9 protein-coding genes are annotated in these 17100 nt (G+C 43.6%); 3 read left to right on the top strand and 6 right to left on the bottom strand.

The window, feature by feature from the left end:
• Window positions 1-108: 108 nt before the first annotated feature.
• From QUA54_RS27495 to QUA54_RS27480, 4 genes are all read right to left on the bottom strand, one after another.
• Window positions 109-717: a hypothetical protein gene (locus tag QUA54_RS27495; protein ID WP_333417430.1), complete on the bottom strand. Its 609-nt coding sequence runs from the start codon at window positions 715-717 to the stop codon at window positions 109-111.
• 202 nt (window positions 718-919) lie between these two features.
• Window positions 920-2728 (bottom strand): ATP-binding protein, encoded by a 1809-nt coding sequence (locus QUA54_RS27490; protein WP_333417428.1) that lies wholly within the window; start codon window positions 2726-2728, stop codon window positions 920-922.
• Window positions 2725-4338, bottom strand: a complete 1614-nt coding sequence (locus QUA54_RS27485) for a DEAD/DEAH box helicase (protein ID WP_333417426.1) — start codon at window positions 4336-4338, stop codon at window positions 2725-2727. Before QUA54_RS27485 ends, QUA54_RS27490 begins: the two co-directional genes overlap by 4 nt.
• Window positions 4339-4686: 348 nt before the next feature.
• Window positions 4687-5484: a cation diffusion facilitator family transporter gene (locus QUA54_RS27480; RefSeq protein ID WP_333417424.1), complete on the bottom strand. Its 798-nt coding sequence runs from the start codon at window positions 5482-5484 to the stop codon at window positions 4687-4689.
• Window positions 5485-5539: 55 nt separating this feature from the next.
• Between QUA54_RS27480 and hpsU the strand changes: the two genes are divergently transcribed.
• Window positions 5540-6217 (top strand): hormogonium polysaccharide biosynthesis acetyltransferase HpsU, encoded by a 678-nt coding sequence (hpsU, locus tag QUA54_RS27475; RefSeq protein ID WP_333417422.1) that lies wholly within the window; start codon window positions 5540-5542, stop codon window positions 6215-6217.
• Window positions 6218-6236: 19 nt separating this feature from the next.
• Here hpsU and QUA54_RS27470 read toward each other — a convergent pair whose 3' ends face one another.
• Both QUA54_RS27470 and QUA54_RS27465 read right to left on the bottom strand, forming a co-directional pair.
• Complete coding sequence (locus QUA54_RS27470) at window positions 6237-7565, bottom strand: response regulator (protein ID WP_333417420.1); 1329 nt, start codon at window positions 7563-7565, stop codon at window positions 6237-6239.
• A gap of 5 nt (window positions 7566-7570) precedes the next feature.
• Window positions 7571-13165, bottom strand: a complete 5595-nt coding sequence (locus QUA54_RS27465) for a PAS domain S-box protein (protein ID WP_333417418.1) — start codon at window positions 13163-13165, stop codon at window positions 7571-7573.
• Window positions 13166-14193: 1028 nt separating this feature from the next.
• Between QUA54_RS27465 and QUA54_RS27460 the strand changes: the two genes are divergently transcribed.
• Both QUA54_RS27460 and QUA54_RS27455 read left to right on the top strand, forming a co-directional pair.
• On the top strand, window positions 14194-15681 hold the full coding sequence (locus QUA54_RS27460; protein WP_333417416.1) for a mechanosensitive ion channel domain-containing protein: 1488 nt from the start codon (window positions 14194-14196) through the stop codon (window positions 15679-15681).
• A gap of 227 nt (window positions 15682-15908) precedes the next feature.
• Complete coding sequence (locus tag QUA54_RS27455; RefSeq protein WP_333417415.1) at window positions 15909-17084, top strand: flagellar assembly protein H; 1176 nt, start codon at window positions 15909-15911, stop codon at window positions 17082-17084.
• The last annotated feature ends 16 nt before the right edge of the window (window positions 17085-17100 follow it).

Below are 17100 nucleotides of genomic sequence, written 5' to 3'. Positions count from 1 at the left end.
GTGGAAGAAAGTTTGTGCAGACAGGGTTTCAACCACCGAGTCTCTCTTAGCCTGTTACTGAGGGACTTCGTTTGACAAGATGCGATTTCAACCGCCGGGTTTCTTGACCTAATTAATACTTGAGTGAATGCCACTAGCTAAAATACCTAAAATTTTACCTAAATCGTTGATAAAATATTCGACTAAATCAATTTCGATCGTCTGTTTTGTTAATTTCAAAAATTTCCAGTTAGTGCCGGTGGTAACGGTACCGTAAATCACAGGAATTTCGTTGCCTTCATTTTCATTAAAAATTTGCGCTGCCAACATTTCCGCTACGCATTGTCCCAAGCCAGCTAAAATATTTTCTTTTTTAGCTTCTACGACGGTAATAACTGGCGCACTAACAAATAAAAGTTCAGGTGATTGACTGATGATAAAATCACAACTGCCGTTTAATCCTTTACTGGCATCCACACTAAAGTCAATACCCGAAAACCAGCTAATTTGATAATTTAATTGTTTTCTGAGCTCGACGAGAATTGGAGCAATAATTAATTCCGATCGCGCTTTTTCCGTATTGCTACCAAGGGCTAAAGGTAGATTATCGCGCAGGGTTTCTTGGAGAAAATCGCTTGGTATTAATTCTGGAATTTCTGTGAAAATATTAGAGCGCTCAGAAATGGTTAAATTAAACTCTTTAGCAACTCGATTTAAAGTAAAATCACTGTAGGACATTAGTTATCTATTTCTATGGTTGAGTTTTATTGTGGTTCGAGAGGATTCGTTAGGGAAGCTTGCCGTAGGCATCGCACTTCTTCCGGTTCCTGCAAAATATGATGAACTGGTTGACTTTGGAAAGTGGGTAAACAGAGTGGCACAATATCTGCCACTAATGTTAAACCCCTAACCCCTAGTTAAACAATGATAGAGCCTTCAGTTATTCCTCACTTTCAAGGAATTGTCGAGCCACCCGTCCCCAATCAAAACGAGCTTCCTGTGCCTTATTGCGTAGTTTTCCAAGCGGTTGCTCATCCTCGTACCGCGCCCAAGCCATCAGTAACAATTTCAAACCCTCAAGAGAATTTGTTAGACGAAAGCGAAGTGTTTCAGGATCTACACCTTCTACCTCTTCTTCTAAAACTTCGACAAGGTTTTTGTAGGCAGGATGGTTAGCGTTCAAAAATATCATAATTGCACCTCCTCCCCTTTCAACAGAAAAAAAAGCAGCAGTTTCTATATCTGCTTTTCTAAAAGTGTACTTCAAACCATCAGAAACGGTTTTTGCAGCTAACTCTTCAGCTTCAGATGGCAGAACACCTCTATCTATTAATTTGCTTTCAATAATTTCCTTTCGCTCCTCTAAAGGAAGTGACTCATCCTTGTCGCTTTGCCCTTGGTGTCCATCTTTCTTCCGTTCTTCTGTCACATCAGTTGCAACTTTCTCCGCAGAAGATCCTTGATGTCGCTTTTGTCCACTGCCTGAAGCAGGCGTTTGTGCATTAATCTGATTTCGCATAGTTGCTATATTTTTATGGAGCTTATAAGCAATGTCTATTAATGGGCCTCTGGGGTCTTCTTCTTGGATTAGTTCTTCTTTGAGTTCAATAATTGTTTTTCCATCTCTTAGCATGGATTCGATATCTAGATTCGCCAGTTCTGAAAAGTTACGGGCAGATTGCTTATTGTTAGTGACCCCAAACAAGTCGTCAAGTGTTGGGGGAAATTCTATCTCGACTCCCCACCATCGCTCTGTAGCTCTTTTCTGTGCCCAAGACTCGTCTAGTTCCAATTCACGCCCTGCTCGAACGACTGAAACGCCCATATTCCTACCAGCGTGCTTTCCATGCGGAAGATTACCAGGATTCTTTCCTGGCCGGGCTTCCTCCTTAGCATAAGAATAACGAATTTTTACTTCGTGATTGTTGCCACGAAACTCAATGATAAAAGTTGTCTCATAGCTGTTTTCTTCTGGCCACGGATGAAACATTGGCGTTTGGTCAAAAGGATCTGGGCAAGAAGTCTTTGCCATGAGATAACCCGGATCGTTCGGCTGTGCAAATTTTTCTACCATGATTTTGGTAGGTTCATTAATATCAAAAGTTGCCATACGAATGACTACTTCTTGAGTATCTAAAAATTTTCGATACATTCGTCCAATCACGAACTCGGAATTTTCGATGATTGTCTTACCAGTCTTCCACATACAGCGATCGATATCAGACCAGACAACTAATGTTCCCGTCTCTCCAAAACCTGTTGTGACTTTTTCCCAAATCTCAGGGATAGGGCGCTTCTGAGGTTCGGGAACTTCAGTAAGCTGCTTGTTTTTAATTTCATTCAAATCTAGGTATGTGTAAATTGCATTTTTTACACCACTCTGCCAAGTCCAAACATCCACCCGTTTACACTGGGAAATTGAAGAGCATGGCAACCCCATATCAAAGCGCCCCATTCCTGTATGTTTGTCTTCTGCTAGATAGGTTCCGTTGCCGAACTGTAAAGCCATTCGCAAAACAGTGGAATCCATGCCGCTTCCATTATCTAAAACAGCGATTTTATGAATGCGCGAACTACGTCGCTGTAGCTGAATTTCTTTCTCAGCACACAGAACTTCTACCTCAGTAGCATCCGCTTGAATGGAATTATCTATGAGTTCGGCTAGTGCATAGGCTGCGTTTTTATAACCGTTGTCACGCATTGCTTGAACAACTAAATGTACCGGAACGATATCATGTTGTTTTGTCATTTTAATCTCCAAATGTCTTCCCAATTGTTAAAAGCATCGGCAACACTGCCAAATCCAGCTAAGTCTGTGTCCACTACAGTAACAATCTCAGCTTGTTCATTGCCACCTGCTTTAAGTCCGCGAATAGCACGTCCAACCATCTGGCTGTATAAAACAAGCGACTTGGTGGGACGAGCAATCACGGCGGCACTGGTTCGCGGGGCATCAAATCCTGTTGTAAGAACGCCATAATTACAGATAATCTTAGTTTCTGGACTGTCATCTTTAAACCTCGCAATGATTCGCTCTCTTTCTGAAGCAGGAGTTTTAGCAGTTACAGCGGATGCTTGCCAATTTCTAGCTTTCAGCACAGCGGCTAGAAGTTTTGAGTGTTCTACAGATATGGCAAACACCAAAATACGCTTGTGGGTCTTTGCCAAATCTTCAATTTCCAAAATAATGCGGAGATTGCGCTGTTCGTTGTGAGCTAGGCGAGTCAGGATATTTTTTGGTAACTCTAACTCTTCTTCAATACGCTTCAAGTCGTTATTAGATAAATTCAATCCACTCTGGTGTAGTAAAGGTCGGTATTCTACTCGTGCCAAGTATTGCTCTGACACTAGGTAGTCTACTGGATTCTCGTAGCCAGGAACCTCCAAAATAACCTTGCGCTGTGCAAAGAATTCAGCTAACTCTTCGTCAGCACTAATGTCGGCCCAAGTGCGGCCTGGTGTAGCTGTTAACCCAAGCAGTGCTGTGTGTTCGTATGGTAAAACGAGAGAATCGAGGACGAGCTTGTAAGTTTCTGCAATTGCTTGATGGGCTTCATCAATAATGACAAGAGAAGAACGATAACCTAATTTGTTAATGAATTGAATGCTACGTTTAGCACGACTGTAAAGCTTGGAAAGACCTGCAACTACTATGCCATCCCGCACCTGATCGAGATCGAGTTCGTGGTTTCCCCAGAAACGATAAATGGATAAATCGCGATCGCCTAAATATCTCCAGGCGCGTTGAAACTCGGCGGCGGCTTGTTCGCAAAGTTCTTCACTGTATGCCAACCATACGACTAAAGTAGGCTCTTGCGCTCGCAGGCGATCGGCGATAATGTGCATTGCCGTGCGTGTCTTTCCCGATCCGGTGGGCATATGAAGCAGAACACGCCGAGGTTCTTTTTGGAGGTACTGTTTGACTTTGGCTGCTGCACTACGCTGATGAACAAACAAAGCGTATTGAGGCTTAGCCAAATCCGATGAGGGTGTTTCTTCAGATTCCTCAGTTGATGGTACAACCAATTCAAAAAAGTCGAAAAGCGCACGTTCGCGTTCCGATCCGCGACGTATTTTGACTTCTTTTAGGGCTTGAAAGACATCTTCATTGTCTGAAGCTGACAAAATTGTAGCGAGAATTTCAGCTTGTTTGGGTCGTAATAATTCAAATAGGATAGTGCGAGTGTCTTTTGATAAAAGCAAGCTTTCACGAGAATAAATCCTCACCAAAACTTCACGCAGATTAGTGGGAGTTGCTAGGCGACTATCAAGAAGCTTCACTAAACGGAAAGCTGAACTACCCAATAAAGTTTGTAGCGTTTCTTCATCTGCTCGTGATAGTAGATCGTCAAAATTCAAAGGACGCACCCCTCGTATATAATCGTCATAGCTAACAAGCTAAGCAGGACAGCTCATCATCTTCGCTGTCAAGTAAGTTCTCTAGTGCTACTTTGCAGAAACCCCCAATTCAGCAGTTCTAAGTTGCCTGTCAAATCTGGGTTTCTTCACCGTTGAGGCAATTCAGCAGGGTGTGAATTAATGGCAGATAGGCTTGAGCGCGGTTTTATTTTATTGTGAGGAGTTGTCAATAACACCAATATTTATCTTATCATAATTAGGGGAAGGTTCTTCAGCTCCCTTCACAAAACTTTGATTTTTACCGCAGATGGTTGCAGATATACGCAGATGGAAGCAGATGAAGAGATGTTATTTGATGAGTTCTTCTAGCGATGGAAAAAGCAATTTTTCTGCGCTCACTTTTTCGCAGTCGCAAGGCTGTTGACTTGCGGATATTGCTGATACTTTTCCTAGCAGCAATTGGATGCTTTCTATTAGCAGCGGTAGAGTTAATAAAATAATTGATGCCGAAACTAGCAAGCTAATTAAGCCGTCCGCCCAATTCCAGTGCAGCCACGCCACAGCGATCGCAGCTAAAATTACTCCAACCGACGAAAAAATGTCGGCAACTGCGTGCAGAAAGGCGCTTTTGAGATTTAAGTCGCCGTGACAGCAGGAATGCAAGCAACAAGCATTGATTGAGTTGATGCTTAAACCGACTATGGCGGTAATTAACATCGGGAGTCCTTCTACTTCGGGAGTGGGGGCCTGCAAACGGTCGATCGACTCTGCGGCAATCCAAAGGGCGATCGCTACTAAACTGATACTATTAATTAAAGCAGCAATGATTTCTCCTCGTTCAGGGATTGGCGATTGTGCGATCGCACAATCTACGGGTTTACTTTTGCGTTTGACTGAAGAGTACCAAGTCGCTGTCAAAGTTATTGCTAAAGCTGCTACATCTGAAAAAACGTGACCCGCATCTGCTAATAGGGACAAGCTATGAGAATTAAGTGCGGCGATTAACTCTGCAACAAAAAAGCTGCTAAGCAGTACCAATGCTGTTTGTAAAAGTCGCACTTTGCCAATTCTGGGATTTGTATTCTCGCAATGTACGAGATCCTTGGCGTTTTCAGATTCAAAATTGTCCGTAACTGGAAATGTCATGCAGCAGTCCTTCAGGTTAAACTCGATTTTTAATTAAACATTAAATTAACTATCAATGACTTATAATATACCAAATCTGAACCAAGAACCGGAAAAGCCGATCGCAAATTCCCAAAATCCTGAAATAAACCATCGTCCAATTAGCGACAATCAGTTAAATACTTTGACAGGGGAATCTTTGGTTGATTTGCGGCTGTACAACCAATCAAACTTCGATCGGGGAAGACCTGGTTGGCTAATTTTGGTTTGGTGGTGCGTGCAGGCGATCGCATTTTCCCTCACTCCACACCCTTTTAACGGCATCAGAAGCGGCTTGCTGCGGTTATTTGGAGCGAAAATAGGTTGTGGTGTGATTATCCGCCCTACGGCTCGTTTTACCTATCCTTGGAAAATTGAAATCGGCGACTACAGTTGGATCGGAGATGATGTTGTATTGTACAGTCTCGATCGAATTGCGATCGGCAAACACTGCGTCATTTCTCAAAAAAGTTACCTCTGCACCGGCACTCACGACCCCCAAGACCCAGCCTTTGGCTTAATAACAGCATCTGTTATCGTTAATAACGGCGTTTGGATTGCGGCAGACTGCTTCATTGGCCCTGGTGTCGAAATCGGTGCCAACGCTTTAATTGGAGCTCGCAGTAGTGTCTTTAAAAATATGCCTGCCGGCTTTGTTTGTACGGGTAATCCCTGTCATCCGCGCTATCGGCGAGAAATTAAGCAAAGTTCGTAAGAGACATTGCACCGGGAAACTAAGCAGCTTGACTAGCTTGTGGCCGAATTGGAATTTCAATGACGAATTCTATTCCCTTTCCTGCTATAGGCTGGCAGTATAATCTGCCCCCATGCTTTTCAACGATAATTTCGTAACTGATAGATAACCCCAACCCCGTTCCTTTACCGATAGGTTTGGTGGTAAAAAAAGGGTCAAATAGTTTCGGTTGTAAAGTTTCGCAAACTCCCCGACCGTTGTCACTAATATGAATAGCAACCCAATTATCGTCAATTACTTTTGTAGAAATTTGAATGCGGTTCGGGTTTTGTTTGATTTCTGCAAAGGAACGCTGCTGATTCGATTCATCTAAAGCATCAATGGCATTGGAAAGAATATTCATGAACACTTGATTGAGTTGTCCGGCATGGCATTCTACTGGTGGAAGCTGACCGTACTCTTTTATTAGTTCAATCTCTGGATGGTCTGGTTTTGCTTTTAAACGATGATGCAGGATGGTGAGTGTACTATCTATTCCTTCATGGATATTTACTGCTTTCACGTCTGCCTCATCCAGGCGAGAAAAAATTCGCATAGACTTGACAATCTCCTGGATGCGCTGCGTTCCTAAGTTGATTGAGTTAAGAACTTTTATAAAATCTTCCTCCAAAAATTCCAGTTCTATTTCATCCATTGCTGCTTGAATCCGAGGGGTGGGATTTACATAATCTTCTTGATAGAGGTGTATAATTTTTAGTAAGTTATGAGCGTACTCTTGGGCATAACCCAGATTCCCCGAGATGAAATTTATAGGGTTATTGATTTCATGAGCAATCCCAGCCGCCATTTGCCCTAATCCCGACATTTTCTCGTTTTGGATTAACTTAATTTGCATTTTTTGCAAAGCATCATAGGCTTGGCTGACTTCTTCAACTTTTTGCTCCAATAATGTATTTTTTTCCTCTAACTTGTCTGTAAGAACATGAAGCTTTAAATGCAGTTTAACGCGAGCTAATACTTCCTCCTGTTGGAAGGGTTTGGTAATATAATCTACAGCCCCAACCTGAAATCCCTCAACTTTATTAGCCGTATCCGAGAGAGCAGTCATAAATATAATGGGAATCTGTTTAGTTTCTGGATTAGCCTGTAATCGACGACAGGTTTCAAATCCATCAATTTCGGGCATCATGACATCTAGTAAGATTAGATCTGGTAGAGCATATTTGACCCGCTCTAGTGCCATTTTTCCAGATTTGGCGACCCGAACTTCAAATCCTGCCTGACTTAAGGCATCAGATAAGACACCTAGATTAGCTGAATTGTCATCAACTATCAGAATCGTACTATTTGGTTGAATTGGTAAATTCATAAACCTTACTTGTAGGACTGAATAAAAGTTAAAATCTCTTCGTCTTGAAAGTCTTTTGCCATTTGATGCAATATTTTAGCAAAGGGAATGTATTTGGCATCTATTTCTTCAAGTAATGACGCCTGCTTAACTATTTCTAGGAAATTTCCTTTCATAGCCAGCTCGTATAGTATTTCCATTTCCGTAGCAGGTGGGGCAATTAGCTCGTTGGTATCTGAGGCGATCGCCAGTGGATCTTCATTACCTTCATAAACCCATTCCAAATCAAGATACTGTTGTAATTTTTGCAGGAGTTCCGTTGCTTGAACAGGTTTAGGAATAAACGTGTTGCCTCCTGCCTCTAAACTTCTGTATTGATCGGTTTCAAATACGCTGGCAGAAGAGACAATAATAACGATGTCTTTGAAATTATCCGATTCTCGAACCCGCTTAATTAGCTCGAAGCCATCTAATTCGGGCATTAGTAAGTCGGTAACGATTAAATCTGGCTGTACCTCTAGAATTTTTTCCCAGCCTTCCTGCCCATCGTTGGCTTCAGAAACCTCAAAGCCGATCGGACTGAGCAAATTGCTAATTACTGAACGGTTAGCCCATTTGTCATCGATAACCACAATCTTAGGTTGGCGGTCTTTGATGCCGATAATCTGCCCGCGATCGTCGATTTGAGACGTTTTCACCCATTCATCGGCTTGAGACAGATTGACATCGAACCAGAAAATACTGCCCACATTCATCTCACTTTGAACCTGAATGGTACTGCCCATTAGTTCTACAATCTTTTTGCTAATTGCCAGTCCCAATCCCGTACCTTCCGTCTGCCGCCTGCGATCGCCTACCTGCTCGAAGGGCTCAAAGATAGCTTGGATTTGATCTTGTGCAATGCCGGTACCTGTATCGCGTATTTCAAAGCGAATTTTTCCTTCTGTTGCAAAACTGACTATAAAAGTGACACTGCCCTCATCCGTAAATTTAATAGCGTTGCTCAAAAGATTAATTAACACTTGTCGCAAGCGTTTTTCATCTGCACGAATACCGATCGGGAGTTCGGGGCTTGATGGAAAATGGAAGTGAATTCCCTTTAGTTCAGCTCGGATACGACACATTTCTGCGACACCTTGCAGGAACGCCGGGAAATGAAAATCGGTGGGCATGAGTTCCACTTTCTGCGCTTCAATCTTCGACAAATCGAGAATATCATTGATTAAGGTCAGTAAATGCGAACCGCACTGATAAATAACATCAATGCGCGATCGCTCTTCTTGATTCAAGACTTTGGAACGCTGAAGAATCTGCGCGTATCCCATGATGCCATTAAGCGGAGTCCGCAATTCGTGGCTCATGTTGGCAAGGAATTCACTTTTAGCCCGATTAGCTGCTTCTGCGGCTTCCCTGGCTTTTGCCTGTACGAATTCTGTTTGTTTGCGATCGTGGATATCGCTACAAGTGCCAACCCACTCCCGGACGCTGCCATCTTCGTTCAGAATGGGTACCCCTCTAACTTGAAAATAACGATAGTTTCCATCCGCTCCCCGGATTCGATATTCTATCTCAAACAGGGTTTTCGTTTGCACTGCTTCCATCCACACCTGAACCGTTCGTTCGCGATCGTCCGGATAAATTGGATCTAACCAGCCAAAACCAACCACCTCAGCTTCAGTTTGCCCGGTGTAAGCTTTCCAAGTCTGTAGCTCCGTGCCTCTTCCTTCAGCATCCATTGCCCAGACGATTTGGGACGTAGCAGCGATGAGCGATCGATAGCGTTCTTCGCTTTGTTTGATAGCCTCTTCGGCTTGTTTGCGATCGTGGATATCGCTACAAACGCCAACCCACTCCAGGATGCTGCCATCTTCATTCAGAATGGGTACCCCTCTAACTTGAAAATAACGATAGTTTCCATCCGCTGCCCGGATTCGATATTCTATGTCATACAGGTTTCTCGTTTTCACTGCTTCCATCCACACCTGATTCGTTCGTTCGCGATCGTCCGGGTGAATTGCATCTAACCAGCCAAAACCAAGCACTTCCTCTACAGTTTGTCCCGTGTAAGCTCTCCAACTCGGTAGATCCGGGCATTTTCCTTCAAAATCCGATGTCCAGACAATTTGGGACGTAGCAACTATTAGCGAACGATAGCGTTCTTCGCTTTGTTTTATAGCATCTTCGGCTTGTTTGCGATCGTGGATATCGGTGCAAGTGCCAATCCACTCCCGGATGCTGCCATCTTCATTCAGAATTGGCACCCCTCTAGCTTGGAAATAACGATAGTTTCCATCCGCTCCGCACATTCGATACTGTATGTCAAACAGGCTTATCGTTTGCACTGCTTCCATCCACACCTGAACTGTTCGTTCACGATCGTCGGGGTGGATTGTATCTAACCAGCCAAAACCAACCACCTCAGCTTCCGTTTGTCCGGTGTAAGCTCTCATACTCGGTGAATCCTGGCATCTTCCTTCAGGATCGGTTGTCCAGACAATTTGGGAGATGGCAAGGGTTAGCGAACGATAGCGTTCTTCGCTTTTTTTTATAGCATCTTCGGCTTGTTTGCGATCGTGGATATCGCTGCAAGTGCCAACCCACTCCCGGATGCTGCCATCTTCATTCAGAATGGGCACGCCTCTACCTTGGAAATAGCGATAGTTTCCATCTGCTCTGCGAATTCGATATTCTATGTCATACAGGCTTTTCGTTTGCACTGCTTCCATCCAGACCTGAGCGGTTCGTTCGCGATCGTCCGGGTGCATTGCATCTAACCAGCCAAAACCAACAACCTCAGCTTCGGTTTGTCCGGTGTAAGCTCTCATAGCCGCCATATCCGGGCATCGCCCCTCAGCATCGCCTGTCCAGACCATTTGGGACGTAGCAAGGATTAGCGAACGATAGCGTTCTTCGCTTTTTTTTATAGCATCTTCCGCTTGTTTGCGATCGGTAATGTCGGTATTAATTTCGAGTTGGGCACAAGGCTTTCCTTCTGCGTCGCGTTGTAATGTCCAGCGACTGGCGACAATAATATGCCGATCGTCACGGGTAGTGTGGTGCAGTTCTCCTTCCCAACTTCCGTGCTCGAAAAACTCTCCCAATAAGGTTTCTAATGGTTTAGGGAAGATGGTTTCTAAGAATTCGTGAATGAACTCCCCGGCTACTTCCGCTTTTGTCCCACCATAGAGCTTTTCTGCACCTTGATTCCAGTAGATGATGCGATCGTCCATATCTCTAATAATGATACTATCGCTAGCTAAGTCCAGTATTTCTAGGGTTTGACGGAGTGTTTGCTCGACTTTTTTGCGATCGCTAATATCTCGTGTAGTGCCGATAATGCCGAGGATATTGCCATTAGCATCCCGCCAAGGAGCCTTTGTCGTCAAAAACGTCTTAGTGGTTTCACCCTGAGAGACATCTTCCTCGTAAATCTCAGTGATTCCTGCTGCCAGGATGTGGCGATCTTTTGCGATCATTTCACGAGCACTCTCAGGCGACAGTAATTCCCCATCATCTTTGCCGATGATTTCCTCAATTGGCTTGCCTAAGAAGTTTGCCAAATTGGAGTTCATGGCAACATAACGCCCTTCCCGGTCTTTAACCACAATGATGTCTGGCGTACTTTCCAGAATCGAGTTCAGCAGTGCGTTGCGTTCGCGCAGAGCTTCTTCGGCTTGTTTGCGATCGCTAATATCTCGCGTTGTAGCGACGATACCCAAGATATTGCCATTAGCATCCCGCCAAGGAGCCTTGGTAGTCAAAAGGGTCGCACTGGTTTCATGATTAGAGACTTCTTCCTCATAACTCTCAGTGATTCCTGCTGCCAGGATGTGGCGATCTTTTGCCATAATTTCACGGGCAATATCAGGCGGCAGTAGTTCCAAATCGTCTTTGCCGATGATTTCTTCAATTGGCTTGCCAAAGAAGTTTGCCAGATTAGAGTTAAGGGCAACATGACGCCCTTCCCGATCTTTAACCATAATAAAGTCGGGCGTACTTTCCAAAATAGAGTTTAAAAGTGCATTGCGCTCGCGCAGTTCTGCTTCGGCAAGTTTGCGATCGTTAATATTTCGCGCTATGGCGATGACGCCGAGAATATTGCCTTGATTATCTCGCCAAGCAGCTTTCGTAGTTAAATAAGTTCCGCCAATCTCACCTTGAAAGATTTCTTCTTCGTAAGTCTCAGTGATGCCTGTTTCCATGACCTCACGGTCTTTTGCCATCATTGAAATGGCAACGGCAGGCGACAGCAGTTGGGAATCATCTCTGCCCAAGATGTCCTCAATGGGTTTACCGATAAAGTTTGCTAGGTTGGAATTAAGAGCAACATATCTGCCTTCTCGATCTTTGACCACAACGATGTCTGGTGTACTTTCTAAAATAGAGTTCAAAAGTGCATTGCGTTCGCGCAGAGCTTCTTCAGCTTGTTTGCGCTCTGTTATATCCGTATTTGCTCCCACCCATTCGCGAATCGTGCCATCAGCTTCTAAGATAGGCACTCCACGACAACTCATGTAGCGGTATTCCCCGTCATGGCGGCGCATACGGAATTCAACTTCATATAGCGATCGATTAGCAACAGCAGTTGACCAGGCAGTGCCCATAGACGAGCGATCGTCTGGATGGATAGCGTTGAACCCACCCCCTCCCTTGTAATCATCAAATGTCTGTCCTGTAAATGCACTCCAAGTAGGTTGCTCGATCGCCATTTCGCCGTCCGTATTGCAAATCCAAATAATTTGAGCGGTGGCTTCCATCAAAGAACGAAATCTTTCTTCACTCTGTTTGAGGACTTCTTCTGCGGTTTTGCGATCGCGCTGCGCCGCCTGCTGTTCGCGAATATCCCGCACAATAGTGGAAATAAACTCGATTTCACCCGCTTCGGTTTTGTGGACGATCAAAACCTGGGAGACTGGAATTTCTTCCCCATCGCGTGACAAAAATAGGATTTCACCAGCCCACCTACCCTCTCGCAAGGCGGTGGGAATTATTTCGTTGTGGAACTTTGCTTTTGCCGAGGGAGCTAATACAGAATCTATAGTAAACGGAGATCGTGCTTCCTCTGGGGACATCCCCAGCATTTCCTGTCCGGCTTTGTTGAGATAGACGCTATGCCCAGTCGAATCCACAACTCCTACTAAGTCGGAAGTTGCTTCCAAAATTGCCGTCAGTCGTGCCTGCTTTTGTTCTGCCCGCTTGCGATCGGTAATTTCAATTACAATCCCACCAAGACCAAAAACGATGCCATTTTCATCCAACAAAGGATAGTAAGATGCTTGCCAGTAGCGGATAATACCTGGTTCTTTCGGCGTTTCACCCACTAATTCATAATCCAGAATGGGCTTGCCCGTGTCCAGAATACCTTGCAGCATCGGTTCCACAGTCGGAGCCAATTCTGGCAGCACTTGACGCACTGACCTACCAATATGGTCTGCCACACAAACGCCATTCATCTGGGCCAAAACTTCGTTAATTTGGACATACCGGAGTTGGCGGTCAAAAATCAACATTCCGGCGTTGGCACCTGCAAAAAAAGCGTCGAAGCGATCCTGTGGCAATATCTGTGCTGTTGTGCTCTCTTGCTGTGGCGGTTGGTTTTTATCTGGCGGCAATTTGCTCATATTAAATCGTGCTTTTCAGCTATAATTCTAGAACTTCTTTCCAATTACGCGATCGCAAGGTTTTCGTTTTCTCCTCTTTGGGTACTGAAGAAAACGTTCAGCAGGGCGAACATTAGGTTTTCAATCGGCGATATATGTATCCCTTGCGACACTATTTCCGTTAATTCTTCGGATCTATCGCCAAGCAGTTCTATTGTTCATCAATTCTATTGCTAATCAATCCTATCGGTAGAACATTGGTGACAACTTAAGCTAGGGAAGCATTTGTCAATCAACAATTATGCTCAGCATTTACTTAGATTTTGGGTGGAGAACTTAGATTTGGGCGATCGAGGAATCATGCCTCACGCCATATTTATGCCCACCCACCCCCAAATCGCGCATTTTCCACTCCTAAACAAACAGTGTTTTAAGTAATTTTACTGATTGACAAATGCCATTAAGTTTTAATTTTTTCCCAATGTCGGTAGAATGCCAAGTATTCTTGGAACGTTCTCAATTTTAGCTAAATCCGTTAAATTTTCAGCTAGACATTCTTAGATATACACAAGACGGACGCAACTGGCACAGTGATAGCAATCTCTCTCCCACCAGTTAAACTCATTGTAATACTGCGATCTTTGACTTGTCTACTTAAATAGTCCTTGAATAATCGCTGCTTAAGTTGATAACGGGACTTAAACCAAAAATTAGCGGAAAGTATGATAAAATCCAAGACAGTTAAAGTTGACTAAAGCTAGTAGAGGGTTCGCATGAATAATAGATGATTCCGCTATGGCGAAAAAGTGGCACACTAACCGCAGGCAGGGGAAGACCATATATCCGAGAAATTGCCAATACGCATAACGGCGTAGTCTGAATAACCCCATATCTGCTCTGTAAAAAATCAGTTTGTTCGGATACTCAAAAAAAATACAAATCTCGTAAAAGAGACTTTTTTTCTGGTTTTTTTTACTTGAAAATAAGGATTTTAGTCTTTATTATTAAAGGTTTAACCTTTAATAAACTTATTATTAACTGGAACTAAAGTGACTACGATACCCGAAGAATTATTGATAAAAATCTCCCAAATGTTTACAGCGACTTTATTTACAATAGGTGAGAGTCCTGTATCGCTGCAGTCACTTGTGGAACTGATTGTATTGTTCATAGCTATCCTCATCATATCGCGTTCTTTTACTGGCTTTCTTAAGGAACGCTTGCTAGTTAGACTGGGAATTGACGAGGGAAACCGGGAAGCGATCGCAGTAATTATTGGGTATTTAATAGTAGCTTTCGGAGCGATCGTCGCCATCCAAAGTATAGGCTTCAACCTCGCTTCTTTTGCAGTAGTTGCGGGGGGATTGGGAGTGGGAATTGGTTTTGGAATCCAGGATTTAACAACTAATTTCGTCAGCGGCTTAACGCTGCTTTTAGACAGACCTGTGAAAGTCGGAGACTTTGTGGAATTAGAAGGATTAATGGGAATCGTCAAAAAAATCTCGATTCGATCGACCATCATCCAAACCAATGACGACTCCAGCGTCATAGTTCCCAACAGCAAAATGATTAGCAACAAAATCGTTAACTGGAGTTACGAAAACTCGCTACTCTGTCTGCGAGTTCCCGTAGAAGTAGCCGAGAATAGTAACCCGCTGTTAGTGACAGAAACTCTGTTAAATATTGCTTACGCGGAGGCGGGAGTTGTTTGCGAACCGAATCCGAAAGTATTGTTTGTCGAGTTTGGCGATGATAGTTTTAAATTTGAACTTTTAGTTTGGACGGACAGGCCGACAGACAGAGAAGTAATTAAAAGTTCTTTGAATTTTGCGATTGAGTACAATTTCCGCCAGCATAAAATAGAATTTCCGTTCAACGACAGAGAAATTTATTTGCAAAATCCCGAAGTTATTTTGTCAATGTTCAACAACAAAAAAAGTGGAATTGACATCACGAACACTTCCTCGGAAAACAAGCAAAAAATGCCGATTATTGCAGAGGAAATGAAAAAGAAATCGTCCCTTAGCTGTTTGCTGCGAGAGGTGGAATACTTTGAAAATCTGACGGATCTCGAATTGCGGCAATTGATTGAAGTTGGATACCGCCAACGGCTGCGATCGCAAGAATTTTTATTTCGCGAAAACGACCCTGGAGATGCTTTTTACATGATTCTTTCAGGTTCAGTGGAAGTTTTTGTGGAAGCTATTGACAAACATCTGAATAACCTCGGTACGGGTCAGTTTTTGGGGGAACTTTCTTTGATGTTGGGAATCCCTAGAACTGCTTCGGTGAGAGCTTTGGAAGAAACAATTTTGTTTGCTATCAATAAAGAAGGATTCCAAAAAATTTTAACAGAGCAGCCGGATTTATCTGAACAAATTATTCAAGAGATAGTGAAACACAAAGAAGAACTAAGCGAGAGGCAACAGCAACTTCGAGAAATGGAATTGGTAGATGCAGCGGAAGACGATGAAAATCCTATAGAGTGGGTAAGGAAACGGCTCAAAGATCTATTTAGTGTGGAAAGTGAAAATTAACCTAAACATTCCTGGACGCATCAATTAATTCTGTAGGGTCGTAATGCGCACCTTACCATAAGCTGTCCCGCATCTTGCGTTGTATTTTTCGGGCGCCCTACGAGATCTTACCTCACAAGAATTTCATCAAACTTGACTGTAAAATTTAGATGCGCCTAGGCTTACTCACCTAAATCAAAAGCGTGTATATATGCTAGGATTCACTGATAAAACTCATCCTAATTTCTATGACGCGATTTATTCACGATCGCTTTGCCAAAGAATTTCTGGAAGAATTGCTTTCGCCGATCGGAACGGTTAATATCGGCCGCGATGTAACTTCCGAAGTCCGAGAAATCGATGTTTACTTCACTCCCAGCACCGCAATTCCTGAATATTCAGAAACCCTGGGATTGTTGGGAAAAATGGCAAACACAACAGCAATTTTTGAACCGTTTCGCAATCCGGCAAACGTTAGCGAAATTTGTAGCTGTCTGGGCAAGTTATTGGACGTGCGAGGTGAATTGGAGCGAAAATTTAGGATAGAAAATACTCGCTATGATAACGCTCAGTTACCCAAACTGTGGATTTTGATGCCGACAGCATCGAAAGCATTGGTAGATAGCTTTAATGCGGTACCCGATACAGAGAATTGGATGCAGGGAATCTATTTTTTGGGGGAATCTTTGCGATCGGCAATTGTGGCGATTCACCAGTTGCCAGAAACTCCAGAAACTCTGTGGTTGAGGATTTTGGGCAAAGGGGGAGTGCAGCAAAGGGCTATTTCCCAATTGAGCGCTTTAGCAACGGACGATCCGTTGCGGATTATCGCGCTAGAATTGCTGTATCGGTTACAGTCAAATTTAGTAACCGATGCGCCACAACAATTAGAGCCAGAAGAGCGGGAGTTAATTATGGCCATTGCACCACTTTTTCAACAACAAATACAAGCAGCACAGCAACAAGCTAGAGAAGAAGGACTAGAACAGGGACTAGAAGAAGGACTAGAACGAGGCAGGCAAGAACAACAGCGCTTAATCTTAGAAAACTTTCTGCGAGTTAGATTTGGAGAATTAAGCCCCAAAATGACTGTTTTTCTCTCTCCAATATCCAACTTGGCGGCGGCGGAATTTACAGTTTTGTTGCTGGCAATATCGATGCTGACAGTTGATGAAACAGGGCGGGAATCAGCGGTTAAATTGTTAGCTGAAAGTGCGTTGCAAATGCGATTGCCTGAATTGGGCGATATTCTGCCTGCAGCCGTTACTAATTTATTGGCATTGCCTGTGGCAGAATTGACATTGTTTGTAGAACAACTGCCGCAGTTATCGGCTGATGAATTGAGGGAACGGTTAGGAAAAACACGGGTCTTCTGGGTTTGCGGTGTAAACTGTATAATATATGAACTTTATGCTAGAGGCTAAGCTCATGGATTTTCAT

It is taken from the genome of Microcoleus sp. MOSTC5 (genome assembly GCF_036701825.1).
Classification (GTDB): Bacteria; Cyanobacteriota; Cyanobacteriia; order Cyanobacteriales; family Microcoleaceae; genus Microcoleus; species Microcoleus asticus.
Note: the sequence above shows the minus strand (reverse complement) of the source record. Positions and strands in the feature narration are given on the sequence as shown.